We start from the raw sequence: 24,568 nt of genomic DNA, 5'->3' as shown, positions 1-24,568 counted from the left end.
CTGGGGACGTCGGGCGGCTCGCGGGAACGGCAAGGCCTTGCCGCGCGCGCGCGTGGGGCGGATGCGGACTGGACCCTGAGGAAGACACATGCGTTACGCGCCCCATCTCGACCGCCGAAGCCTCCTGGGCGCCGCGGCCGCAGGCCTGACAGGCGCTCTGACGGGCGCCCTGGCGAACACGCCGGCCCGGGCCCAGGCGCCTGTTCCGGTCTCCTCCCTCCCGCCCATCCCGCCGGCGCTCCGAAAGGGCCGCCTCTCGGTTCGCGGCCGCGACGTCGCCTACGCCTCCGAAGCCGCCGAACGGGTGATGCGCAACCCGGCCGGCGCGCCACGGGCCACCATCTTCTCGGTGAGCTATGTCGAGGAGGGCGCCGATCCCCGCGCGCGCCCTGTGAGCTTCATCTGGAACGGCGGGCCGGGCGGCGCGACCTGGCACCTGCGCGAGCATCTCTCGCCGAGGATCACCCGGAGAGCCGACACGCCGCGCGGCTACGCCTTCATCGGAAATCCCGACAGTCCGATCGACGTCAGCGACCTGGTCTTCATCGACGCCCCGGGCGCCGGTTACAGCCGGTTCCTGGCCGAGGACGCCAAGCCGGAATACTGGGGCGTCGAAGCGGACGGCCGCGCCTTCGCGGACTTCATCGCCGGCTGGCTGGCCGACAACGGCCGGCTGGAGTCCCCGGTGTTCCTGGTGGGCGAGAGCTATGGCGGCACGCGTGCGGGACAGGTCGCCAGGCGGCTGGCCGCCCGGCCCCGGCCCGTGAACCTCACCGGAATCGTCCTGATCTCACCCACCCTGGGCAGCGGCGGGCCGCCCGACCCGCCGGCGCCTGTCCTCGTCCTGCCCAGCTTCGCCGCCGTCGCACACCATCACCGCCGCGGGGCGCATACGGCGAAGCCGCTGGAGACGGTGGTCAGGGAGGCCGAGCAGTTCGCAGACGGCCCCTATGCCGCCGCCCTGGTCCGCGGCGCGGCCCTGGCGGCCGCCGAGCGGGAAGCCATCGCCGCGCAGGTGGCCGGATTCATCGGCCTGCCCCGCCGGTTCGTCCTCGACGCGGGCCTCGCGCCCTCGGTCCAGCAGTTCCGCGGGCAGCTTCTCGCCGACCAGGGCCAACGCCTGGGCGGCGGCGACGCCCGCGAGGCCCGGGTCCCGCCGCCGCCCGGCCAGGACAGCGTGCTGAGCGTCGCCGATGGTTACGACCTGGGCGAGTCCATCGTGAGGCTGTTGACCGACGAACTGGGCTACACGCCGGCCGGCCCGTACTGGCGCGACCCGGTCGAGGCCAATCGCCGCTGGAACCCGACGCTGACCGGGCCGGGATACGCACCGTCCATCTTCAAGGACCTGACCGCTTCGACGGGTCCGGCCGCGCCGACACCGAAGATCTTCCTCGTCGCCGGCTGGTTCGACCTGGTCGTCCCGTATCGTCGCCCGCTGGAGGCGCTCACGGCGGCCGGCTTCGCCCCCGGACAGTTCGAGGCCAAGGTCTATCCGGCCGGCCACGGCGTCTACGAGGACCTCGCCACCCGGGCGCGGAGCACCGACGACCTGCGCGCCTTCTACCGACGCGCGCTGGGGTGAGGCCCGCGGCGCCGGCACGAGCGGGACAATTCTGGCCGGACTCGGATCAGGCTCAGGCCTGAGCGTTGTAGCGGTCGATCGAGACCTTGATCAGTTCGGCGGCTTCGGCCGGGTCGGCCCAGCGCACGATGTCGACCGACTTGCCCTTCTCCAGGTCCTTGTAGTGCTGGAAGAAGTGGGCGATCTGCTCGGTCAGGATGGCCGGCAGCGAGCGCCAGGAATCCACGCCCGCGTAGAACGGGTGCAACTTGTCCACCGGCACCGCCAGGATCTTCTCGTCGCCGCCGGCCTCGTCGCGCATGATCAGCGCGCCCACCGGCCGCGCCCGTATGATGGCGCCCGGCACCACCGGCGTCGGCCCCACCACGATGATGTCCATCGGGTCGCCGTCGTCGGCCAGGGTGTGCGGGATGAAACCGTAATTGCCGGGATAGAACATCGCGGTGTGCAGGAAACGGTCGACGAAGATCGCGCCCGACTCCTTGTCGATCTCGTACTTCACCGGCTCGCCGCCCTGCGGAATCTCGATCAGGGCGTTGACGTCGTACGGCGGGTTCTCGCCGACGGGAATCTTGGAGAGGTCCATGGGGGAGGGTCTTTCAGGGACACACAGGAGTGAGGGCCGCTCTGTGGTCGAAAGCCCCGCGCGAGTAAAGGGCCGCGGCGGAGGTCGGAGGACCGTTCCGGCTTGAATAGCGCCGGAACGGCAGTCCCGCAGCACGGCGTCTCAGCGTCCGAGTTTCCCCAGGATATCGCCCAGGCCGCCGCTGAGCGCGCCCGCCAGACCCCCGCCCGACGCCTCGCCGTCCGGCGTGAGCTGGTCGATGATCTGCGGCAGGATCTGAGAGACCGTCGCGGCGGCGTGCGCCGGATCGATGCCCAGCTTGCCGGCGATGTTCGCCAGCGGGCCGGAGCCGAGGACGGCCTCGATCTGCTCGGCCGAGATCGGCAGGTTGTCGCCCTTGGCGATCCACGACCGCGCGATGTCGCCAAGTCCGTTGTCGTCGAACGACTTGATCAGCCCGCCGAGGCCTCCCGCGAGGCCTCCCCCGTCCTGACCGCCGCCCGCGCCGCCCAGAAGGTCGCCCAGGATGTCCGCGGGTCCGGCCGAGGCGCCCTTGCCGCCGCCCAGGACACCGCCGAGGATGTTTCCGAGAATTCCGCTCATGGATGAGTTCCTGATGTTGGGCGCCGTCCCGCTCGGGACGCTCCGACCGCCGCGCACGGGAGTCAAGCCAAGGTTGGATGAAGGCTGGGTGCGGGTGAGAGCGCAGGGAGGGGCGGAAGGCTTGTTTCACGGCCACACGCAAGCCTGGTTTTCGTGGCGGATGGTTCACCCGGGCGCCCGGGCGGTACGACTTCTTTGACGCCCGGAGGCGTGTGATGTTCGAGATCGACCATGTCGTCACCTGGACGCCCGAGCGCGACACCGCCGTCGCCGCGCTGGCCGCGCTGACAGGCCTGCCGGCGCGGGACGGTTATGCTCCCGATGGCCGGCTGCAGGCCCGCGGCCTGCGTTTCGCCAATGGGCCGTTCCTCGACATCCACGCCGCGCCGGCGGAGGGGCGGGTTCTGATGGGTCTCGAGGGCCCTCTGATCGAAGCCCAGGCGTTGGCCGACCGCCAGGGGTGGCGCACGAAGGCGGGCGCCGGACCCGACGAGCCCTGGGACATGCTTTCGTTCCGTAAAGGTCAGGGACTTCTCACCCAGCTCTTCGTCATCGACTACCGCCCGGAACAGGTCGCCAGTCGGTCCGCTTTCAACCGGGGGCTCTATCACCTCCCGCCCACGGGCGGGCCGCGGCTGGCTCGGGTGTGGATCGCCACGACGGATACGGCGCAGGCCGGGGTCCATCTGGCCGCGCTGGGGTTTGCGGCCGCCGGCGCGATCCGCTCCGACGTCGCGCCGTTCGAGGGCCAACTCCATCGGGGACCGCGGGCGGATGTGGTGCTTTGTTCCGGCGAGGACTCCGTCATCCGGATCGACGCGCCGACCGCTGAGCCGCTCCAGACCGTGGCGCTGGGGGCCAGGCTGACGGCCGTCGTGGGTCGCGACCAGCTCGACCGCGCGTCTGCGAGTTGAATCGGACCAGGGCCGTGACAACCGGCCCCGCACCCGCTATATAGCTCCCAACATCGCTGATCGCGCTGGATGGCGCTTTCAAGCGGCGGGCTCCGGCCCGGCCGCTTTTTTCTTTGCCGGAGGCCAGGGTTCCCTTGCGTGGGAAGACTGCTGAAGACCTGAGGCTCGTGGAGCTGCTCGACCCTGTCGCCGAGGCGGCGGGCTATGAGATCGTGCGCCTGCGCCTGATGGGCGGCGCCGAGCGGCGGCGGCTTCAGATCATGGCCGAGCGGCCGCCGCCGCCAGGCCAGGCCGAGGGCGAGATGACGGTCGAGGACTGCTCGCACCTGTCGCGCAAGATTTCCGAGGTGCTGGACGCCGCCGACCCCATCGCCGGCGAATATGTGCTCGAGGTCAGCTCACCCGGCATCGACCGCCCGCTGACCCGACCCCGGGATTTCGAGGCCTTCGAAGGCTTCGAGGTGCGGCTCGAGCTGGACCGGCTGGCCGAAGGCCGCAAGCGATTCCGCGGCGTACTGGCCGGCCTCGAAGGCGATCAGGTGGCCATCGACCTGGAAGGCGAGGCCGAGACCGCGATGGTCCCCTTCGCCTGGATCGTCGAGGCCAAGCTGGTGCTGAACGACGACCTCATGAAGCGGGGCGCCGAGAGCCGCGCCGCCCGCATCGCCGCAGAACAACACGAACAGACGCCCGACTAGAGGAACGACCCCATGAGCGTGACCGGGATTTCCGCGAACCGTCTCGAACTGCTCCAGATCGCCGAGGCCGTGGCCCGCGAGAAGGCGATCGACAAGGAGATCGTCATCGAGGCGATCGAGGAGGCGATCCAGAAGGGCGCCCGCGCCCGCTACGGCGCCGAGCACGACATCCGCGTCCATATCGACCCCAAGACCGGCGAGACCACGATCAAGCGCGTGGTCACGGTGGTGGCCGACGACGCCGTGTTCGGCGGCGGCATCGACGAAGAGACCGGCGAGGAACTGCCGTTCGAGGAGCCGCCGGGCATCCTGCGTCTGGCCGAAGCCAAGCGCCGCGACAAGACCGCCGAGATCGGCTCCGTCTACGAGGAGCTGCTGCCCCCGTTCGAGTTCGGCCGGGTGCAGACCCAGATGGCCCGCCAGGTGGTGATGGGCAAGGTCCGCGACGCCGAGCGCGAGCGCCAGTACGAGGAGTACAAGGACCGCGTCGGCGAGATCGTGAACGGCACGGTCAAGCGGGTCGAATACGGCAACGTCGTCGTCGACCTGGGCCGCGGCGAGGGCATCATGCGCCGCGACCAGTCGATCCCGCGCGAGAACTTCAACATCGGCGACCGGATCCGCTGCTACATCTACGACGTCCGGCGCGAGACCAAGGGGCCGCAGATCCTGCTCAGCCGGGCGCACGGCGGCTTCATGGCCAAGCTGTTCGCCCAGGAAGTGCCGGAAGTGTACGACGGCGTCATCGAGATCCGCGCCGTGGCCCGCGACCCGGGCAGCCGCGCCAAGATGGCGGTCATCTCCAACGACAGCTCGATCGATCCGGTCGGCGCCTGCGTCGGCATGCGCGGCAGCCGCGTGCAGGCGGTGGTGGCCGAGTTGCAGGGCGAGAAGATCGACATCATCCAGTGGAGCCAGGACGAGGCGACGTTCATCGTGAACGCCCTGGCCCCCGCCGAAGTCTCCAAGGTGGTGATGGACGAGGAGGACGAGCGCGTCGAAGTCGTCGTCCCGGACGAACAGCTTTCGCTCGCCATCGGACGCCGGGGCCAGAACGTCCGTCTCGCCTCGCAGCTCACCGGCTGGCAGATCGACATTATGACCGAAAGCCAGGAGAGCGAGCGCCGCCAGCGCGAGTTCGCCGAGCGCACGGCGCTGTTCCAGGAGGCCCTGGACGTGGACGAGGTCATCGCCCAGCTCCTGGTCACCGAGGGCTTCGCCAGCGTCGAGGACGTGGCGTATGTGGACGTGTCCGAGATCGCCTCGATCGAGGGCTTCGACGAGGACACCGGCGAAGAGATCCAGACCCGGGCCCGCGAGTACCTGGACAAGGAAGCCGCCGAGTACGACGCCAAGCGGCGCGAACTGGGCGTCGAGGACGGCCTGCTGGAGATCGAGGGGATCACCCTGCCGATGGCGGTCGCCCTGGGCGAAGGCGACGTGAAGAGCGTCGAAGACCTGGCCGGCCTCGTGCCCGACGACCTGCGCGGCTGGTTCGAGACGAAGAACGGCGAGCGCGTGCGCGAAGCGGGCATCCTGGAGGCCTTCAACCTCGATCCGCAGGACGCCGAACTGCTCATCATGCGCGCCCGTATCGTGATGGGCTGGGTCGAAGCCCCCCCCGAAGAGCCCGAAGTGTCGGACGAGGGCTACGCCGAGGCGGAAGCCGTCGGCGAAGCCCAAGACGCTTAGGGCCGGAGAGGTGGCCCGCCATGGAGATCCGAGCCGCACAGGCTGACCGACATCCCCACGGCGGGCTCGCCTGCGCGCAATCCACGACGCCTGAGGCGCGGCGGGTGTCATCGTGAACGCACCCGCCAGGACCCATGCCCAGGCCTCGCGCGAGCGGAAGGACATCGTCTCGGGCGAGGTGATGGACGAGGCGCGGCTGATCCGGTTCGTGGTCGGCCCCGACGGCGCCGCGACGCCCGACCTCGCGCGCAAGCTGCCGGGGCGGGGGATGTGGGTGGCCGCCGACCGCACGTCTGTCGCCACGGCGGCGAAGAAGGGCCTCTTCGCACGCTCGGCCAAGGCGCCCGTCAAGGCCGCCGCCGACCTGCCGGATCAGGTCGAGGCCCTGCTGCGGACGCGCATTCTGGCCGGCCTGGGTCTTGCGCGCCGCGCCGGCGACCTTACCTCCGGGTTCGAGAAAGTGGCCGCCGCCATCGGGGCGGGCAAGACGGCCTGGCTGATCGAGGCGACGGACGGCGCCGCCGACGGTCGCCGAAAGCTTCTGGCGCTGGCGCGCCACCAGTCTCCGCGCCCGGGTCTTCTGGCCATATACGGCTCGACCGAATTGGGTTTGGCCTTGGGGCTGGAGAATGTGATACACACCGCCTTCCTTGCGGGGCGAGCCGCCGAGCGTTGGGCCGAAGATGTCCGGCGTCTGGCGGGTTTCAGTCCGCTCCTTCCTGAGGATTGGCGCGAGGAGCCTGTCGAGGCCAAGCGGGAGCCCTAGGGCTTTCCGCCTCTCGACGTTGATGGATGTGCGTTGTCCGGGATCCGCCCGGGGCCGAGTAAAGCGAGCGAATGAGCGAGAACGACAACAACGGCCGTAAGCCCCTGACCCTCAAGCCCCGCACCGGCGGGTCCGTCAGCTCGGGCACGGTGAAGCAGAGCTTCAGCCACGGCCGGACGAAGACGGTGGTGGTCGAGACGAAGCGCGCGCGTCCCCACGCGCAGGCCGGCGGCAACCTGGCCGCCCCGTCGAACGCCGAACGTCGCGCCTACGAACCGCAGCGCCCGGCGGCGCCGCAGCAAGGCGCGGGGCGTCCGACTCCGAACGACGGCCTGTCCGCCGAGGAACGCGCCGCGCGCCAGCGGGTGATCGAAGCCGCGCGCGCACGTCAGGCCCAGGAAGAGGCCGACCGCCGCGCAGGCGAAGAACGCCAGCGCGCCGAGGACGCCGCGCGCGCCGCCCAGGCGCAAGCCCAGGCCGCGGCCGCAAAAGCCGCCGCCCAGGCCGCCGCCGCGCCGCAGACTACCGCGCCGACCCCGGTCGCCGCGGCGCCTGTGCAAGCCGCGCCGGCCGCCCCGGCTCCAGCCCCCGTCGCCCCGGCGCCCCAGGCTCCGGCGGCCCAAGCTCCGGCGCCAGCCCCTCAGGCTCAGCCCACGGCGCACCAGACCGCAGCGCCTCAGGCCGCGCCGCCGCGCGCCGCCGCGACGCATTCGCCGGCGCCGGGCCAGACCCGCACCTACCAGCCGTCGCCCGACCGGCGCGACGATCGCCCGACCACCACCACCTACCGTCCCGACCGGCCCCCCGCCGGCAGCCGCTTCGACGGCGCGACGTTCAATCAGCGCGCGCCGCGACGCGACGACGATCGTCCCCGTCCGCCGCGCCGTGACGACGACCGCGGCCCGCGCCGCGACGACCGGCCCCAGGGCGGCGCCCCGGGCGGGCCTCGCCCCGAAGGCGGAACCGTCCGCTATTCCGCGCTTGCGCCCCGGCCCGCGCCGGGCGGACCCCGCGGCCCTGGCGGACCCGGCGGTCCCCGTGGCCCGCGCATCGGACCGGCCGCCGCGCCGCCCGCGACTCCCGAAGTCCAGCGCGCCGCCCGCCAGGCGCCTCGCCCGGGCGGGTCGATCATGGACCGCCGCGACGAGGACGATCGTCGCCGCGCCAACGACGCCGGCAAGGGCGCCATCAGCCGCGCCAAGGGCGCGCCGAACCGCCGCGAAGGCCGCCTGACCATCCAGGCCGTGGCCGGGGACGCCGAAGGCGCCGAGCGGATGCGTTCGCTCGCGTCGGTGCGCCGCGCCCGGGAGCGCGAACGTGAAAAGCGCAAGGGCGGCGCCGTCGAGCAGGCCCGCGTGGCCCGCGAAGTCATCATCCCCGACGTGATCACGGTGGGCGAACTCGCCAACCGCATGGCCACGCGCGGCGTCGAGATCATCAAGTTCCTGATGCGTCAGGGCGTGATGCTGAAGATCAACGACGTCATCGACAACGACACCGCCGAACTGGTGGCGACCGAATTCGGTCACACGGTGAGGCGCGTCTCGGAATCCGACGTCGAAGAGGGCTTCATCGGCGCCGAGGACCTGGACGACCATCTGGAGCCGCGGCCCCCGGTGGTGACCGTCATGGGTCACGTCGACCACGGCAAGACCTCGCTGCTCGACGCCCTCCGCTCCACCGACGTGGTGTCGGGCGAACACGGCGGGATCACCCAGCACATCGGCGCCTATCAGGTGCGGCTTGAGAACGGCCAGCGCGTGACCTTCCTGGACACGCCCGGCCACGCGGCCTTCTCGGCCATGCGGGCCCGCGGCGCCAACGCAACCGACATCGTCATCCTGGTGGTGGCGGCCGACGACGGCGTGATGCCCCAGACGGTCGAGGCGATCCAGCACGCCAAGGCGGCCGGCGCGCCGATCATCGTGGCGATCAACAAGATCGACAAGCCCGACGCCGACCCCACGCGGGTGATCAACGAACTGCTCCAGCACGAGATCGTGGTCGAGAGCCTGGGCGGCGACACCCAGGCGGTCGAGGTGTCGGCGACGCAGAAGATGGGTCTCGACGACCTCATCGAAAACATCCTCCTGCAAGCCGAAGTCCTCGACCTGAAGGCCAATCCCGACCGCATCGCGGACGGCATGGTCATCGAAGCCAAGCTGGACAAGGGCCGCGGCGCGGTTTCGACCGTGCTGGTGAAGCGCGGCACCCTGAAGCGCGGTGACATCGTCGTCGCCGGCGCCAACTTCGGCCGCGTCCGCGCGCTCCTGAACGAACGCGGCGAACAGCTCGACTCGGCCGGCCCGTCGGTGCCGGTGGAGATCCTGGGCCTCGACGGCACGCCCGATCCGGGCGAGCCCTTCGCCGTGGTCGAGAACGAGGCCCGCGCCCGCGAACTGACCGAGTACCGCACGCGCGTGAAGCGCGAGAAGGCCGGCGCCCCCGTGGCTTCGGCGTCGCTCGCCGACATGATGGCCAAGCTGGCCGACAAGAAAGTCTCGGAGCTGCCGGTCATCATCAAGGCCGACGTGCAGGGCTCGGCCGAGGCCATTGTGGGCTCGCTGGACAAGCTGGCCACCGACGAGGTCCGCGCGCGGATCATCCTGTCGGGCGCAGGCGGGATCAACGAATCCGACGTGCTGCTGGCCAAGGGCGCCGGCGCCCCGATCCTCGGCTTCAACGTCCGCGCCTCGAAACAGGCCCGCGACCTGGCCGAGCGCGAAGGCGTGGAGATCCGGTACTACGCGATCATCTACGACCTGATCGACGACATCAAAGGCGTGCTCTCGGGCATGCTGGCGCCGATCCAGCGCGAAACCTTCCTGGGCAACGCCGAGGTCCTCCAGGCCTTCGACATCACCAAGGTGGGCCGCGTCGCCGGCTGCCGCGTCACGGAAGGCGTGGTCCGCAAGGGCGCGCGTGTCCGGATCGTCCGCGACAACGTCGTCATCCTGGAGCTGGGCGTGCTCAAGACGCTCAAGCGCTTCAAGGACGAGGTCAACGAAGTGCCCGCCGGCCAGGAATGCGGCATGGCGTTCGAAGGCTTCCAGGACATCAAGGCCGGCGACACGATCGAGTGCTTCAACCTCGAAGAGGTCAAGCGCAGCCTGTAGCGCCCAACTGGCCGCCAGCGCGGTTTCGGCGAAGCCGAAATCGGGCTGGCGAACCATTGTGGCGCGCCGGGGCGTTCGTCTTCAGCCCGGTTCTTGCTCAGCCCGGTTCTTGCTCAGGCGGGCGCGCGCTCGCGGTCGAACGCGGCCACCTCCTCTAGCAGGGCGGCGGCGGCCGTCCTGACCAGCTCGCCGCCCTTTTCGGGCGTCGCCAGGGCGGGGTCCGATCCCATCCGGCCGTCGGCGTAGCGGGCGCGGAAGTCCCGCGCCTCGCGGATCGGGCCTGTGGGCGCGATCTGAGGAGCGTAGTTGGCCGACTTGATCGCGTCGGGATACGCCCATTGGGTCACCGCAATCTCGGAAGGTGTGGCGTGGCTGCCGTGACCCACCGGGAACTGCTGGTTGGCGAGCGCGGTCACGCCCTTCAGATCCCACCAGTTCTTGAGCTTGCAGGCGAAACCGCGCGGACGGCCTGCATAGCTGGCCTCGGCGTAAAGCTCGGAGAACGCCGCCTCGATGGTCGCCACGTTGCCGCCGTGGCCGTTCAGGAAGAACAGCTTCTCGAAGCCGGCGTGGCCCAGGCTGCGGCACCAGTCGCCGATCGCCAGCATGAAGGTGGACGGCCGGAGCGCGATGGTGCCCGGGAAGTCCAGGTGGTGCTGGGCCATGCCGATGTTGAAGGTGGGAGCCACCAGGATGTCGCCGGATTTCTGCGCCTCGTGGGCGATGATCTCGGGGCAGAGCCAGTCGGTGCCCAGAAGACCCGTCGGCCCATGCTGCTCGTTCGACCCGATGGGGACGACGACCGTCTTGGAGCGGGCCAGATAGCCTTCGATCTCGGCCCAGGTGGACAGGTGAAGCAGCATGCGGGCGTGTCCTTGATGCTGAAGGGGCGCCATTTCGGCCCTCCCCTGCATAAAGCCGTCGGCGATCTACGATAAGTTCGAAACTGACGGACAGACGGGCCGATGCGGAAGCCCTGAGAATTCCGCCTTGATCAGTCGCCGTCGACCTGGACGGTGAGATCCATCGCCCTCATGCCCACGAGCCGCCAGTGATCCCGTCCCTTGGCGAAGGTCAGCAGACAGTCCCCGTCGGCCGTGGAGTCCTTGAGGCACGCGCGACTCTCGTCGACCCGGCGCATCAGAGGCGCCACCTGCTGCGGCGTGGGGGCCGAGGTCACGGCCGCGCCGAGGCGATCGACCACCCGCACCTTCTCGGGGCTGATCATGCGGTCGAGCGCGAATTCGGACGGCCCGCCATCCACGTCCAGCACGGTCGCCTTGGCCACCGCAGCCATCTGCCGGCGGACGTCCTCCCGCACCGCCGCCCGGTCGATCTGGGCCTCGAAGGCCGCGCGGTCACCGTTCAGCGCGGCGGCCAGCAGCCGGCTGGCGCTCTCGATGGCGCCGCGCGGCGCAGCCGCCCCACAGCCGTTGAGGCCGACGGCGGCGACGAGCAGGACAGTGGCGAATCGCAGCATGACGGGAAGGTCTTCTCCCCCGTGAGTCGCATCAAGGGCGCATGTCGCCACGTGTTGCACACGCCACGCTATCGCCCTACTGCGTCAGGGAAATTCATCGGGAGGCGACCAGTGTCGGACGGCGAAGTTTTTCCGGTTCCCGCGGAATGGGCGAAGACAGCCCACATGAACGCCGAGGCCTATGCGGCGGCCGTAGCGCGCGTCGAGGCCGATCCCGAGGGCTGGTGGACCGAGGTGGGCCGGCGGCTGGACTGGATCGAGCCCTTCACCCAGGTGAAGGACGTCAGCTTCGACAAGACGGATTTCCACATCGACTGGTACGCGGACGGCGTGCTGAACGTGGCCGCCAACTGCCTAGACCGGCACCTGGCCGAACGGGGCGACCAGACCGCGATCATCTGGGAGAGCGACGACGGGAAGAGCTACGATGCGCTCACCTACCGCCAGCTCCACGCCGAGGTCTGCCGCTGGGCCAACGTGCTGAAGGCCAAGGGCGTGAAGAAAGGCGACCGGGTCACCATCTACCTGCCGATGATCCCGGCGGCGGCGGCCTCGATGCTGGCCTGCGCCCGGATCGGGGCGATCCACTCGGTGGTCTTCGGCGGCTTCTCGCCCGACAGTCTGGCCGGCCGCATCCTGGACTGCGACTCCAAGATGGTGATCACCGCCGACGAGGGCCTGCGCGGCGGCAAGGTCGTGCCGCTGAAGCTCAATGTGGACGAGGCGCTGAAGAGCTGCCCCGGCGTCGAGAGCGTGATCGTGGTGCGCCGCACCCGCGCCGATGTGCCCATGGCCGCCGGCCGCGACGAATTCTTCTCGGATCTCAAGACCACCGTCTCGGACGACTGCCCCGCCGAGCCGATGGGCGCAGAGGACCCGCTGTTCATCCTCTACACCTCGGGCTCGACCGGTAAGCCCAAGGGCGTGCTGCACACCACCGGCGGCTACCTGGCCTGGGCGTCGTGGACCCACGAGGTGATCTTCGACTACCGACCCGGCGAGGTGTTCTGGTGCACCGCCGACGTGGGTTGGGTCACCGGCCACAGCTATGTGGTCTACGGCCCGCTGGCCAATGGCGCGACGTCGCTCATGTTCGAGGGCGTGCCCAACTACCCGAACCACTCGCGGTTCTGGGAGGTCTGCGACAAGCACAACGTCAGCATCTTCTACACCGCGCCCACGGCGCTCCGGGCCCTGATGCGCGAGGGCGACGAGCCGGTGAAGCGCACCAGCCGCAAGTCCATCCGCCTGTTGGGCACGGTGGGCGAGCCGATCAATCCCGAGGCCTGGCTCTGGTACCATCGCGTGGTGGGCGAGGGCCGCTGCCCCATCATCGACACCTGGTGGCAGACCGAGACCGGCGCCTGCCTGATGACGCCGCTGCCCGGCGCGCACGCGCTGAAGCCCGGCTCCTGCGCCCTCCCTCTGCCCGGCGTGAAGCCTCAGCTCGTGGACGCCGAGGGCCAGGTGCTGGAGGGCGCCGTCAGCGGCAACCTGTGCCTCACCGACTCCTGGCCCGGCCAGATGCGCACGGTCTACGGCGACCACCAGCGCTTCATCGACACCTACTTCTCGACCTATCCCGGCAAGTACTTCACCGGCGACGGCGCCCGCCGCGACGAAGACGGCTACTACTGGATCACCGGCCGCGTGGACGACGTGATCAACGTGTCGGGCCACCGCCTGGGCACCGCCGAGATCGAGAGCGCCCTCGTGGGCCATACCGCCGTCGCGGAGGCCGCAGTGGTGGGCTATCCGCACGACATCAAGGGCCAGGGCATCTACTGCTACGTCACCCTCAAGGTGGGGATCGACCCCACCGAGGCGCTGCTGGCCGACCTGCGCGGCCACGTCCGCCACGAGATCGGCCCCTTCGCCGCCCCCGACGTCATCCAGTTCGCGCCCGGCCTGCCCAAGACCCGCTCGGGCAAGATCATGCGCCGCATCCTGCGCAAGATCGCCGAGGACGACCTGGGCAACCTCGGCGACACTTCCACCCTCGCCGAACCCGCCGTCGTGGACGACCTCGTCAAGAACCGCGCCGGGCGCGGCGACGACGAGGTCCACATCAACGGCAAGCGCCTGTCGTGCCTGGCGCTCCAGGAGACTCTGGGCGGCCACGACGCCGTGGCCGAGGCCGCGATCGTGGCCGTCGACGCGCCCGGCGGCCGGGGCGAGACGTTGTGGGCCTTTGTCGATCCCGATCCGCAGATCATGGCGTCGGACGTCCTCGGCGCCGATCTGAAGGGCTGGATGCGGCGCGAGGCGGGCGAGGAAGCGGTTCCGGCCCACATCATCTTCGGCCCCTTGCCCCGGACCCGCTCCGGCGAGGTTCTGCGGCCGGTCCTGCGGCGCATCGCCGAGACCGGCGACCCCGGCGACGTCTCGGGCCTGGCCGACACTGCGGTCGCGGCGCGCCTGGCCGAGCTGCGGGCCGAAGCCCTGGCCTGAGGCGATGGCCTCCGAGCTGCCGCCCGGCCTGCGCGTCGCGCTCGAGCGCGAGCTGACCGGCGTGTCCCGACGGGACTTGGCCGGGCGCGCGGCGGCCACCAGCCGGGCCTATCGGTCCGGTCGGGGTTCGGCCGGGGTCATTCGGGGCCGGGACGACGCCCTGGCCTATGCGCTGACCCGGCTGCCCGCCACCTTCGCCGCCTGCGCCGCGGCCTTCGGGGAGGCGCAGGCCCGCGCGCCGGGGTTCGCCCCCGCCTCGCTTCTGGACGCCGGCTGCGGACCGGGCGGTGGAACCTGGGCGGCGCGCGAGGTCTGGCCGTCGATCGCCCGCGTCGACTGGCTGGACGCCAGCACACCCTTCCTCGACCTGGCGCAACGCCTGTCGGCGGGAACCTTCGAGGCCCGGATCACCCGCGGCGACCTGGGCGCGACCGCCCCATCCGCGACCGCCCTGTCCGCGGCCGACCTGGTGCTGGCGAGCTACGCGTTGGCCGAGGTCGCACCCGCACAGCAGCTCCAGGTGATCGACCGGCTGTGGGACGCCACCCTCGGGCTGCTGGTCCTGGCCGAGCCGGGTACGCCCGCCGGCTACGCCCGCATCCTCGCCGCCCGCGACGCCCTGCTGGCGCGCGGCGCGAACCTGCTGGCCCCCTGCGCCCACGCCGCGCCCTGTCCCCTGGCGGCCCCGGACTGGTGCCACTTCGCCGTCCGCCTGCCCCGATCGCGCGACCACAAGGCGGCCAAGGGCGTCGACGCGCCGTTCGAGGACGAACCCTACGCCTACCTCGTGGCCGCCCGGCCGGGAGTCGCCGGAGGACCCGCCCCGGCCCGCGTCCTGGCCCAACCCCGCGCCGGCAAGCCGGGCATCGACCTCAAGCTCTGTACGCCAGACGGCCTGGAGCGGCGCTTCGTGCCGCGGCGCGACAAGGCCGCCCATGCCGTCGCCCGCCGTCTGGACTGGGGCGACGCGCTGTAGGTCCACGCCCTGCGGCAGAGGCCACGATTTCGCCGTGGCCATCGTGCATCGGAACCAAAGTGAACCCACCCCGCTAAGGACGACATGCCCCATCGCGCCGCGGCGACGCGGAGTTTTCGTCGCCGCGACCTCGTGGCCCTGGCGCCCGTCGCGGTCTTGACCGCGGCATTGGCCCGCCCGGGCGTGGCGGACGACGACGTCCGCGAGCGGGCGCGACGGCTGGCGGCCGCGCCCTACAGGCCCCCGGCCTCGCCGCTGCCCCCAACGCTCGCCGCCCTGGGCTACGACGCCTATCGCGACCTGCGATACCGGCCCGATCAGGCGATCTGGGGCCGCGAGCGGCTGCCGTTCCAGCTCCAGATGTTCCACCGCGGCGGCCTGTTCCGGGACCCCGTGGAGCTGTTCGAGGTCGACGGCCGCGCCGTCCAGCCGATCCCGTACAGGGCGGAGCAGTTCAGTTACGGGCTGCAGAAGCCCGGCCCCCTGCCCTCGGATCTCGGTTTCGCCGGGTTCCGTATCCATGCCCCGCTCGACGTGCGCGGACGCTATGACGAGGTCGCCGCCTTCCTGGGCGCCAGCTACTTCCGCGCCGTGGCCCGAGGCGTAGGCTACGGCCTTTCGGCCCGCGGCCTGGCCCTGGGCGCCGGCGAGCCGGGGGAAGAGTTCCCCGCCTTCCGGGCCTTCTGGATCGAGCGGCCGGCGCGTGGCGCGCGCGCGATCGTCGTCCACGCCCTGCTCGACAGCCCGTCCGTGGCCGGCGCCTACCGGTTCGAGATCGCATCGGGCGCGGCCACGGTCATGGAGATCGAGGTCAGCCTGTTCCCCCGCCGCCCCTTGGCGTCCGCGGGCCTCGCCCCCCTGACCAGCATGTACCTGTTCGGGCCCGAACAGCCGCGGCGCTACGACGACTTCCGGCCGCAGGTCCACGACAGCGACGGCCTGCTCACCGACGACAAGCGGAGCCCGCCGGTCTGGCGGCCCCTGGTTCACACGCCGGCCACCCGCATCCGCGACCTCGATCCCGGTCCCCCGCGCGCCTTCGGCCTGCTCCAGCGCCAGCGCGACTTCGCGGCCTATCAGGACCTGGAGGCCCTCTATCACCAGCGCCCGGGCGCCTGGGTCGAACCGCTGGAGGGCTTCCCGCCCGGCGCCGTGCGCCTGGTGGAGCTGGGGGCCCGCAGCGAGGCCGAGGACAACGTCGTCGCCATGTGGCGCCCGGCCCAGCCGCTGGCCGCGGGCCGCGAGCACCGGTTCCGCTATCGCCTGACCTGGGCCGCCCACCCCGAAGCGCCCAGCCGGCTGGCCCGCGCCCTCGCCTGGCGCTCGGGCCACGGACACACGCCGCGCGAACGCCGCTTCATCGTCGAATTCGGGCCGGCGGGCGGCGACGACCTTTCCGCTCAAGTCTCGGCCTCGGCCGGGACCGCCCGCCTCGAGACGGTGCAGCCGAATGCCCAGACCGGTGGCGCCCGCGTCAGTTTCGCCTTCGATCCGGGAACAGCCGTCGCCAGCGACCTGCGCGTCGGTCTAGTCCGGGGTGGGGCCCCAGTATCCGAAGCGTGGTTGTATCGATGGATAGCGTAACCCGGCGAGAGCCCCGATCCGCGCGGATCCGCGCACCCCGGTTTCCCGAGCCGCGGGCCGTCGATCCACCCAGGCCCGAACCCTTCTTCCGCTCCATGCCCGAGCCGGCGCCCCTCCCGATGCCGGTGCAGGACCTGACGGACGGCGGCGGCCGGCTGGCGCCGCTGATGGAGACGCGCGGCCGGCGCATCGTGCTGCTGGGCGCGGTCGGCGCGCTGACCCTGGGCGCGGCCGCCGTCATGGCCGATCTGCTTTCGGCCGGCGGGATCTCGCCCCTGGACGTGGCGGCGTTCCTCCTCTTCGTCGTACTCTTCGCCTGGACGGCGTTCGGCTTCGTCAGCGCCGCCGCCGGCTTCATGGTCTCCTGGGCTGGGCCACGACCCGGCGGGAACGGCCCCCGGCCGGTGATCTTCACGCGCACGGCGCTGCTGATGCCCACCTACAACGAGGACCCTGGCCGGGTTCTGGCCGCGGTGCAGGCGATCCGCGAGGATCTCGCGCGATTGGGCGTCGCCGAGCTGTACGACATCTTCCTGCTCAGCGACACGCGCGACGACGGCATCGCCCGGGCCGAGGCCGTCGGCCTCTTGCGACTGAGGACGCGCCTCAGCGTCCAGCCGGGCGGCGATGGCGGCCTCTATTACCGTCGGCGGCCGAAGAACACCGACCGCAAGGCCGGCAACGTCGCCGACTGGGTGACGCAGCACGGCGGCGCTTACGAATCGATGATCGTCCTCGACGCGGACAGTCTGATGAGCGCGGAGACCATCGTACGCCTGACCGCGGCGATGGAAGCCGACCCGAAGCTGGGCCTGCTCCAGACCGCGCCCACCCTGGTCGGCGCCGAGACCCTGTTCGCCCGCCTTCAGCAGTTCGCGGCCAGCGCATACGGCGTCATGCTGGCCGCCGGCCAGGACTGGTGGTCGGGCGCCGAGGGCAACTACTGGGGCCACAACGCCATCGTCCGGGTGCGCGCCTTCGCGGCGTGCGCGGGGCTGCCGCACCTGCGGGGCCGACGTCCGTTCGGCGGCCACATCCTCAGCCACGATTTCGTGGAAGCGGCTCTGCTGCGGCGCGGCGGCTGGTCGGTGCGGCTGACCACCGACCTCGACGGCAGCTACGAGGAGGCCCCGCCCACCATCGTCGACATGGCCCGCCGAGACCGGCGCTGGTGTCAGGGCAACCTCCAGCACCTCGGCGTCCTCGGCGCCGCCGGCCTGCACTGGGTGAACCGGCTGCACATGGCCCGCGGCGTCCTCTCCTATGTGACCTCGCCGCTCTGGCTGCTGCTGCTGGCGTTCGGCGCCACCGCCTGGCTGGGCCAGGCGGGCGAGCCTCTGCGGCTCCACGGCCAGGCCGCCGTCTGGCTGTTCGCGGTCACCATCGCGCTGCTGATCACGCCCAAGCTGTTCGCCGGGATCCTGGCCATGCGCCAGCGGCGCGTGCGCGGCGCCGGGGGCGTCGCCAGACTGTGGACCGGGATCGTCCTGGAAACCGTGCTCAGCGCCCTGGTCGCCCCGGTCCTGATGCTGATGCAGAGCGTCGCGGTGGCCGAGGTGCTCCTGGGCCGCGACTCGGGCTGGAACGTCCAGCAGCGCGACGCCGGGCGGCTTTCCCGCCGCGAGGCGTGGCGCTCGCACCGGGGACACGTGCTGATCGGGCTGGCGGGCGCCGGCATCGCCTGGCTGCTCGACCCGGCGATCTTCTGGTGGACCAGCCCCGTGTCTCTGGGCCTGTTCCTGTCGGCCCCGCTATCGCTGCTGCTGGCCCGCGGCGACCTGGGCCGCGGCTTCCGCGCGCTGGGCCTCCTGGTCACTCCGGAAGAGCATCACGTCCCCGGCGTGGTGAGCCGGGCTACGACGCTTCGATCGCAGTACGACGGCGAGGCGGCCGCCCGCCTGGAGATCGAACGCCTGCTACGGCGGCCCGTCCCCGTCTATCGGGCCGAGGCCCGCGGGCGCGCCGAGGCTTACGCCGGCTGGGCCGAGGCGGCGTAGACTCCGACGGTCAGACGCGTCAGCGCCGAAAGACTCGACGGTGGTTGTCGTTGCGCCCGCTGCGTGCGCCAGACCGGACTCTGCACACGCCTCCGTCTCGCCCTTATGAGGTCGCCAAGCCTACTCTCAGGGTCTGAAATCTTCAGCGCATGCTTGACGATGCAGGCCATGAATGTGGGCCTCCCGTCCACATTCATAGAAATTGCCCTCACCCTCGGGTCAGCCGGCGGCAGATTTCGTCGAGTTGTTCCAGGGTCGCGTAGCGGATGCGGACCTCGCCCACCCCGCCGCGATCGGCGACATCGACGCTCATGCCCAGGGATTCCTCCAGGTCGGTCTCCAGCGCGACCGTGTCGGCGTCCTTCGCCTTGCGCGGCCCGCTGGCCTTCTTCGGGGCGGGGGCGCTTCCGCCGCGGGCGATGCGCTCGGCTTCGCGCACCGAGATCTGCCGATCCACCATCAGGTCGGCCAGCGTCTCCTGATCGTCGACCGACAGCAGCGCCCGCGCATGGCCCGCCGTCAGCCGGCCGTGGACGAGGTGTTCCTGCACCCGTTCGGGCAGTTGCAGCAGGCGCAGGGTGTTGGCCACGTGGCTGCGACTCTTGCCAACGGCCGAGGCCATCTGGTCCTGGGTATGGCCGAAGCGGTCCTTCAGCGCCTGGTAGGCCCGGGCCTCTTCCATCGGATTCAGGTCCGCGCGCTGGACGTTCTCGACGATGGCGACTTCCAGCACCTTCTCGTCGGCGAGGTTTCGCACCAGCGCCGGGAGCACGCCCACGCCGGCCCGCTGCGCCGCGCGCCAGCGGCGCTCACCGGCGACGATCTCGTACTCTCCGGACGTGATCGGCGACGGCCGCACCAGTATGGGCTGAAGTACGCCCTTCTCGCGGATCGACGTCGACAGCTCCTCGAGATCTTCCTCGCGGAAGGACTGGCGCGGTTGCTCGGGGTTACGGTGGATCAGCTCGATCGGAATCTCGCGGACGCCTTCGTCGGGCGGTACGGCGTGGGCGATCTCCTCGGCTTCGCCCAACAGGGCCGACAGGCCCCGGCCCAGGCCCCTGCGGTTCTCGGCCATCAGCTCACTTCCATCGGTTGCACGGCGCGCCGCCGCCGCTCGCGCAGCACCACTTCACGCGCCAGCTTCAGGTACGCCTGGCTGCCGGCGCATTTCAGGTCGTAGACCAGCGCCGGCTTGCCGAAGGACGGCGCCTCCGACACCCGCACGTTCCGCGGGATCACCGTCTCGTAGACCGTCTCTCCGAAGTGGCCACGCACGTCGTTCGCCACCTGGGCCGAAAGCGCGTTGCGGCGGTCGTACATGGTCAGCACCACGCCCTGAAGCTCCAGCGCCGGATTCAGGCTGCCGCGCACGAGGTCGATGGTGCGCATGAGCTGGGTCAGGCCCTCCAGCGCGAAGAACTCGCACTGCAACGGCACCAGCACCGCGTCCGCCGCCGCCATGGCGTTGACGGTGAGCAGGTTCAGCGACGGCGGACAGTCGATCAGGACATAGGTGTACCCTCGGCTCGCCCGCAGCGGAGCCAGCGCGTCGCGCAGCTTGAACGAACGGCGGGCCTGCTGGCCCAGCTCAAGCTCCACGCCCGACAGGTCGGGGTCGGACGGCACCAGCTCCAGGCCCGGCACCGAGGTCTTCACCACCGCGTCGCTCACCGAGCGTTCGCCCATCAGGACGTCGTAGAGTGTGGTCCGGCGTTGCGCCCGGCCCACGCCCAGGCCGGTGGACGCGTTGCCCTGAGGATCGGAATCGATCAGCAGCACCCGCTCGCCCACGGCGGCCAGCGCCGTACCCAGGTTGATGGCTGTCGTCGTCTTGCCCACCCCGCCCTTCTGGTTGGCCACCACGAGGACGCGCAGTCCCCGATCGGACGTCAGGTCCGACGCGGCGCGGGATCGGGGGTCCGACTCAGGACTTCCGGGCACGACCCAGTCTCCTCACTCGCACGATACGTCCCCTGGCGTCAGACAGAGACGGTACTATGTTCGCCGAAAATTCCCAAGATTTCGTTGCCTCCTCCATCTCGGACGCAACATCTTGTCCCTTGAGAAACAGACCGACAGCGCCCTTGCGGAAGTAGGGCTGGGCATACCCGAGCAGGCGCGACAACGGCGCGCAAGCCCGCGCGGTGACGATGTCCACAGCGAGATCCAGGTTTTCCGCCCTCGCGTTGTGAACCGTGGCCGGAAGATCCAGCCTGTCGACCACCTCGGCCAGGAAGCGACACCGCTTGGCCATACTCTCTACGAGATGGACGTGGAAGCTGGATTGTCTCTTGCCCAGGATGGCCAGGACCAGACCAGGAAACCCCGCACCCGCGCCCAGATCGGCCCACACCCTGGCCTCCGGCGCGAGCGCCAGCAGCTGGGCCGAGTCCCAGGCGTGACGATTCCAGAAGTCGGGGATCGTGGCCGGCCCGACCAGGTTCATGACCGCGTTGCCGGCGGTGAGCCTCTCCAGGAATCGCGAGAGGTCGGCCATCTGCTCGGGCGTCGCGCCGCTGACGGCCTGGAACGAGGCGGCGTCGGTGACGGCCTCGGCCATGCGAACGGGGGAGGACCACGACGCGGTGGAGGGGGCGCGACCGCCCATCACGCCGCCCGGCGGCGCACGTGAGCCAGCAGCGCCGTCAGCGCCCCCGGCGTCACGCCCTCGATCCTTGCGGCCTGGCCCAGGGTGAGCGGGCGGACGTGGGCCAGCTTCTCGCGCACTTCGTTGGAGAGGCCGCCGATGGCGGCATAGTCCAGATCGGCCGGCAGCCGCAGGGCCTCGTCGCGGCGGAACGCCTCGGCGTCGGCCGCCTGGCGGTCCAGATATCCGGCATAGCCCGCGTCGATCTCCACCTGTTCGCGCACCGGGCCGGACCAGTCGCCGATCTCGGGCCAGATCCGCGCCAGGTCCTCGAAGCCGATCGTCGGATACGCCAGCAGCTCCATCAGGTTCCGGCGCTGGCCGTCGGCCTTCACCGGCAGGCCTGCGCGCGCCGCCTCCGCCGGTGTCAGCCGCAACTCGCGCGCCCGCGACCGCGCCGCATCCAGAGCCGCCTGTTTCACGTGAAACGCCTCGGCCCGCCGCGAACCTACGACGCCCAGACCGACGCCCTTGCCGCTCAGGCGCTGGTCGGCGTTGTCGGCGCGCAGGGTCAGTCGGAACTCGGCGCGGCTGGTGAACATCCGATAGGGCTCGGTCACGCCGCGAGTGACAAGATCGTCGATCAGCACGCCGATATAGGCCTCGTCCCGGGCGAACTGCGCCGGCTCGGCCCCCGACGCCGACCGGGCTGCGTTCAGACCCGCCACCAGCCCCTGCGCCCCGGCTTCTTCGTAGCCCGTGGTCCCGTTGATCTGGCCCGCCAGGTACAGGCCCGGCAGGCGCTTCGCCTCCAGGGTCGGGTACAGTTCGCGGGGATCGACGTAGTCGTACTCGATGGCGTAGCCGTGCCGCCGCACCCGCACGGCTTCCAGGCCCGGGATGGTGCTCAGGAACAGATCCTGGGTCTCGGCCGAGACCGACGTCGAGATCCCGTTCGGATAGACGGTGTCGTCGTCCAGCCCCTCGGGCTCCAGGAAGATCTGGTGGCTGGTCTTGTCGCGGAACCGCACCACCTTGTCTTCGATCGAAGGGCAGTACCGCGGCCCTCGCCCTGAGATACGCCCACCGTAGACCGCCGATTCCTCGAGCCGTTCGGCGATGATCCGGTGGGTCTCTTCGGTGGTCCAGGTGATACCGCATTCGATCTGCGGCGTGGTGATGCGATCGGTCAGGAACGAGAACGGCTGCGGCTCGGCGTCCGCCGCCTGCATCTCCAGCCGGTCCCAGGCGATGGTCGATCCGTCCAGGCGCGCCGGCGTGCCCGTCTTGAGCCGCCCCATCGCCAATCCCAGGCCATAGAGACGGTCGGCGAGTCCGATGGCGGGGGCGTCGCCGATGCGGCCGGCGGGGATGCGGCTCTCGCCCTGATGGATGATTCCCTTCAGGAACGTGCCCGTGGTCAGCACGACGCGCCCGGCCCGATAGACTTCACCCGACACCCCCGCCACGCCCGCGACGCGCCCGGCCTTCACGATCAGATCCTCGACCGCCTCGGCCCGGATGGTCAGGTTCGGGGTCGCCGCCAGCTCGGCCTGCATGGCTTCCCGGTACAGGCGGCGGTCGATCTGGCTGCGAGGGCCGCGGACCGCTGCACCCTTGGAGCGGTTCAGGAGCCGAAACTGGATGCCGGCCACGTCGGCCAGGCGCCCCATCACGCCATCCAGGGCGTCGATCTCCCGGACCAGGTGGCCTTTTCCCAGCCCGCCGATGGCCGGGTTGCAGCTCATTTCGCCAATGGTCTCGACCTTGTGGGTGAGCAGCAAGGTGCGCGCGCCGAATCGTGCGGCGGCGGCGGCGGCCTCACAGCCGGCGTGTCCCCCGCCGATAACGATCACGTCCCAGGTCTTTTCCGGACAGGTCATGCCGCGGGCATATAGGCGAAAAGCCTCGATGTTTCACGTGAAACCCATGCCGGGAGCTTCACGCGGTACGGCGCTACTTCCCGATGCAGAAGCTCGCGAAGATGCGGCCCAGGACCTGCTCCGGATCGATCCGCCCCGTGATCCTGTCCAGGGCCCGCGCGGCCAGGCGGACATCTTCGGCCGCCAGTTCCAGATGCTGGGTCTGCGCCAGAGCGTGCCGGAGCCGGTCGGCGGCCTCGATGAGCAGTTCCTGATGCCGCAACCGCGTCGCCGCCGGGGGCGTCGCGGCGGCCAGGGCGTCGATCACCCGCTCCTCGAGGGTCGATTCCAGCCAGGCCAGGTCGCCAGGGCCCCGGGTGGTGAACTCGGCCACGCCCAGGCCCAGCCGCTTCGCCTGCGCCGCGGCCCAGGGCCCGCCGGCGCCGGCCTCGAGGTCGCGCTTGGTGATCAGGCAGAGGTCGTCCTCGCGCAGCTCCAGCGGCGCGGTCGCCGGCGCCTCGCCGGACCCGTCCACCAGCCACAGCCGCAGGTCCGCGCCCGCCGCCCAGGTGCGCGCCCGTCGCACGCCCTCGGCCTCGATCTCGTCGGCCGTCTCGCGCAGGCCGGCCGTGTCGGCGATCAGCACCTTGTAGCCGGCCAGCACCAGCGGAACCTCGATAATGTCCCGCGTGGTTCCCGGGGTCGCGGTCACGATGGCGGCGTCCCGCCCGGCCAGGGCGTTCAGCAACGTACTCTTGCCGGCGTTCGGCGCGCCGATCAGGGCGATCCGATAGCCCTCGCGGACACGCTCTCCCCGCTCCGCGTCCGCCGCCGCGGCCTCCAGCTCGGCCACCAGTCCAGCCAGAACGGGCCGCGCGCGATCTGCGACTTCCGCGGGGACCTCTTCGTCGGGGAAATCGACGGCGGCCTCCAGCATCGCCAGGGCTTCGATCAGGGCGTCCGACCACCTCGCCTGAACCTCGGACAGCCGCCCGCCCAACTGGTCCAGGGCCTGACGTCGCTGCCCTTCCGTCTCGGCGTCCACGAGATCGGCCACACCCTCGGCCTGGGTCAGGTCGAGCTTGCCGTTCTCGAAGGCGCGACGGGTGAACTCCCCGGGCTCGGCCAGCCTCAGCCCCAGGCCGGACAGTTCGAGAGTCAGCGCGTCCATCACCGCGACCCCGCCGTGCACGTGAAACTCGGCGGCGTCCTCGCCGGTGTAGCTGGCGGGGCCCTCGAAGAAGAGGACCAGGGCTTCGTCGATCGTCCGCCCCTCGCTGTCCTCCAGCCGCTTCAGCACCGCCCGCCGCGCAGGGGGAACGCCACCGATCAGGGCCTCCAGCACAGGTTGGGTCCGTGGCCCCGAAATCCGCACCACCGCCACCGCGGCCCGGCCCGCGGCCGTCGCGGGGGCGAAGATGGTGTCGGTCATCGCCGCGTCGTCGTCGCGGCCTCCATGAACTTGCGGAACTGCTCCTGCGCCCCCGTGCCGAAGCTCATCCAGTTTTTCATGAACTCCTCGGGGTTGAGCAGCGACATGTTGGCGTCGATGCGCTTGCTCATCTCGGACACGAGATGATCGTTCAGGGTGCTCACGTCGGGCAGGCCCAGGAAACGGCGCGCCTCCTCCGGGGAGCAGTCCACCTCGATGGTCATCTTCATGACGTCTCGCCCTTCTTTGATCCGACC

General features: G+C 70.9%; 20 protein-coding genes and 1 pseudogene. 11 read left to right on the top strand and 10 right to left on the bottom strand.

All coding sequences use genetic code 11. From position 1 onward, the window contains the following. Window positions 1–88: 88 nt before the first annotated feature. On the top strand, window positions 89–1,585 hold the full coding sequence (locus tag ABS78_RS08535) for a hypothetical protein (protein ID WP_293377084.1): 1,497 nt from the start codon (window positions 89–91) through the stop codon (window positions 1,583–1,585). Window positions 1,586–1,637: 52 nt separating this feature from the next. On the opposite strand, the gene ppa is transcribed toward ABS78_RS08535, so the two are convergent. Together ppa and ABS78_RS08525 are read right to left on the bottom strand one after the other, a co-directional pair. After that, complete coding sequence (gene ppa / locus ABS78_RS08530) at window positions 1,638–2,171, bottom strand: inorganic diphosphatase (RefSeq protein WP_293377081.1); 534 nt, start codon at window positions 2,169–2,171, stop codon at window positions 1,638–1,640. A gap of 141 nt (window positions 2,172–2,312) precedes the next feature. Continuing rightward, window positions 2,313–2,753: a YidB family protein gene (locus tag ABS78_RS08525; RefSeq protein ID WP_363082921.1), complete on the bottom strand. Its 441-nt coding sequence runs from the start codon at window positions 2,751–2,753 to the stop codon at window positions 2,313–2,315. Window positions 2,754–2,968: 215 nt separating this feature from the next. Between ABS78_RS08525 and ABS78_RS08520 the strand changes: the two genes are divergently transcribed. The 5 genes from ABS78_RS08520 (at window position 2,969) to infB (ending at window position 9,939) form a co-directional block, all read left to right on the top strand. Beyond that, window positions 2,969–3,667 (top strand): hypothetical protein, encoded by a 699-nt coding sequence (locus tag ABS78_RS08520; protein WP_293377075.1) that lies wholly within the window; start codon window positions 2,969–2,971, stop codon window positions 3,665–3,667. Between the two features lie 134 nt (window positions 3,668–3,801). Then, the gene (rimP, locus tag ABS78_RS08515) at window positions 3,802–4,365 is read left to right on the top strand and encodes a ribosome maturation factor RimP (protein ID WP_293377072.1); all 564 of its coding nucleotides are present in this window, start codon (window positions 3,802–3,804) and stop codon (window positions 4,363–4,365) included. Window positions 4,366–4,377: 12 nt separating this feature from the next. Continuing rightward, window positions 4,378–6,057 carry a transcription termination factor NusA gene (nusA, locus tag ABS78_RS08510; RefSeq protein WP_293377069.1) on the top strand — a complete coding sequence of 560 codons (1,680 nt, stop codon included), beginning with the start codon at window positions 4,378–4,380 and terminating at the stop codon, window positions 6,055–6,057. Between the two features lie 109 nt (window positions 6,058–6,166). Continuing rightward, window positions 6,167–6,823, top strand: a complete 657-nt coding sequence (locus ABS78_RS08505; protein ID WP_293377183.1) for an RNA-binding protein — start codon at window positions 6,167–6,169, stop codon at window positions 6,821–6,823. Window positions 6,824–6,894: 71 nt separating this feature from the next. Continuing rightward, a complete protein-coding gene (gene infB, locus ABS78_RS08500) occupies window positions 6,895–9,939 on the top strand; it encodes a translation initiation factor IF-2 (protein ID WP_293377066.1) in 3,045 nt (1,014 codons plus the stop codon). Between the two features lie 113 nt (window positions 9,940–10,052). Here infB and ABS78_RS08495 read toward each other — a convergent pair whose 3' ends face one another. After that, on the bottom strand, window positions 10,053–10,802 hold the full coding sequence (locus tag ABS78_RS08495) for a creatininase family protein (protein WP_293377063.1): 750 nt from the start codon (window positions 10,800–10,802) through the stop codon (window positions 10,053–10,055). 131 nt (window positions 10,803–10,933) lie between these two features. Then, window positions 10,934–11,419 carry a hypothetical protein gene (locus tag ABS78_RS08490; protein WP_293377060.1) on the bottom strand — a complete coding sequence of 162 codons (486 nt, stop codon included), beginning with the start codon at window positions 11,417–11,419 and terminating at the stop codon, window positions 10,934–10,936. Window positions 11,420–11,530: 111 nt separating this feature from the next. On the opposite strand from ABS78_RS08490, the pseudogene acs reads away from it, so the two are divergent. The 5 genes and pseudogenes from acs to mdoH all read left to right on the top strand — a co-directional run. Continuing rightward, window positions 11,531–13,465 (top strand): annotated as a pseudogene (gene acs, locus ABS78_RS08485) (acetate--CoA ligase); the annotation flags it as partial. A gap of 21 nt (window positions 13,466–13,486) precedes the next feature. Next, window positions 13,487–13,870 (top strand): hypothetical protein, encoded by a 384-nt coding sequence (locus ABS78_RS08480; RefSeq protein ID WP_293377180.1) that lies wholly within the window; start codon window positions 13,487–13,489, stop codon window positions 13,868–13,870. A gap of 4 nt (window positions 13,871–13,874) precedes the next feature. Continuing rightward, complete coding sequence (locus ABS78_RS08475; protein ID WP_293377057.1) at window positions 13,875–14,846, top strand: small ribosomal subunit Rsm22 family protein; 972 nt, start codon at window positions 13,875–13,877, stop codon at window positions 14,844–14,846. Between the two features lie 84 nt (window positions 14,847–14,930). Next, window positions 14,931–16,430 carry a glucan biosynthesis protein gene (locus tag ABS78_RS08470; protein ID WP_293377054.1) on the top strand — a complete coding sequence of 500 codons (1,500 nt, stop codon included), beginning with the start codon at window positions 14,931–14,933 and terminating at the stop codon, window positions 16,428–16,430. Then, the gene (mdoH, locus tag ABS78_RS08465) at window positions 16,418–18,427 is read left to right on the top strand and encodes a glucans biosynthesis glucosyltransferase MdoH (protein ID WP_363082916.1); all 2,010 of its coding nucleotides are present in this window, start codon (window positions 16,418–16,420) and stop codon (window positions 18,425–18,427) included. Before ABS78_RS08470 ends, mdoH begins: the two co-directional genes overlap by 13 nt. Before the next feature lie 208 nt (window positions 18,428–18,635). On the opposite strand, the gene ABS78_RS08460 is transcribed toward mdoH, so the two are convergent. From ABS78_RS08460 to ABS78_RS08435, 6 genes are all read right to left on the bottom strand, one after another. After that, window positions 18,636–19,505, bottom strand: coding sequence for a ParB/RepB/Spo0J family partition protein (locus tag ABS78_RS08460; protein WP_293377051.1), 870 nt, complete (start codon window positions 19,503–19,505; stop codon window positions 18,636–18,638). Further along, on the bottom strand, window positions 19,505–20,305 hold the full coding sequence (locus ABS78_RS08455; protein ID WP_293377174.1) for a ParA family protein: 801 nt from the start codon (window positions 20,303–20,305) through the stop codon (window positions 19,505–19,507). Before ABS78_RS08455 ends, ABS78_RS08460 begins: the two co-directional genes overlap by 1 nt. A 49-nt stretch (window positions 20,306–20,354) precedes the next feature. Continuing rightward, on the bottom strand, window positions 20,355–20,990 hold the full coding sequence (gene rsmG / locus ABS78_RS08450) for a 16S rRNA (guanine(527)-N(7))-methyltransferase RsmG (protein WP_293377048.1): 636 nt from the start codon (window positions 20,988–20,990) through the stop codon (window positions 20,355–20,357). Between the two features lie 47 nt (window positions 20,991–21,037). Continuing rightward, a complete protein-coding gene (gene mnmG / locus ABS78_RS08445; RefSeq protein WP_293377045.1) occupies window positions 21,038–22,900 on the bottom strand; it encodes a tRNA uridine-5-carboxymethylaminomethyl(34) synthesis enzyme MnmG in 1,863 nt (620 codons plus the stop codon). Window positions 22,901–22,973: 73 nt separating this feature from the next. Continuing rightward, window positions 22,974–24,311 carry a tRNA uridine-5-carboxymethylaminomethyl(34) synthesis GTPase MnmE gene (gene mnmE, locus ABS78_RS08440; RefSeq protein WP_293377042.1) on the bottom strand — a complete coding sequence of 446 codons (1,338 nt, stop codon included), beginning with the start codon at window positions 24,309–24,311 and terminating at the stop codon, window positions 22,974–22,976. Further along, on the bottom strand, window positions 24,308–24,541 hold the full coding sequence (locus ABS78_RS08435) for a DUF6489 family protein (protein WP_293377039.1): 234 nt from the start codon (window positions 24,539–24,541) through the stop codon (window positions 24,308–24,310). The genes mnmE and ABS78_RS08435 overlap by 4 nt, the downstream gene beginning before the upstream one ends. Window positions 24,542–24,568: the final 27 nt, after the last annotated feature.

The sequence above is a fragment of the Phenylobacterium sp. SCN 70-31 genome (assembly GCF_001724605.1).
Taxonomy (GTDB): domain Bacteria; phylum Pseudomonadota; class Alphaproteobacteria; order Caulobacterales; family Caulobacteraceae; genus Phenylobacterium.
This window is presented reverse-complemented; position numbering and strand designations above follow the sequence as displayed.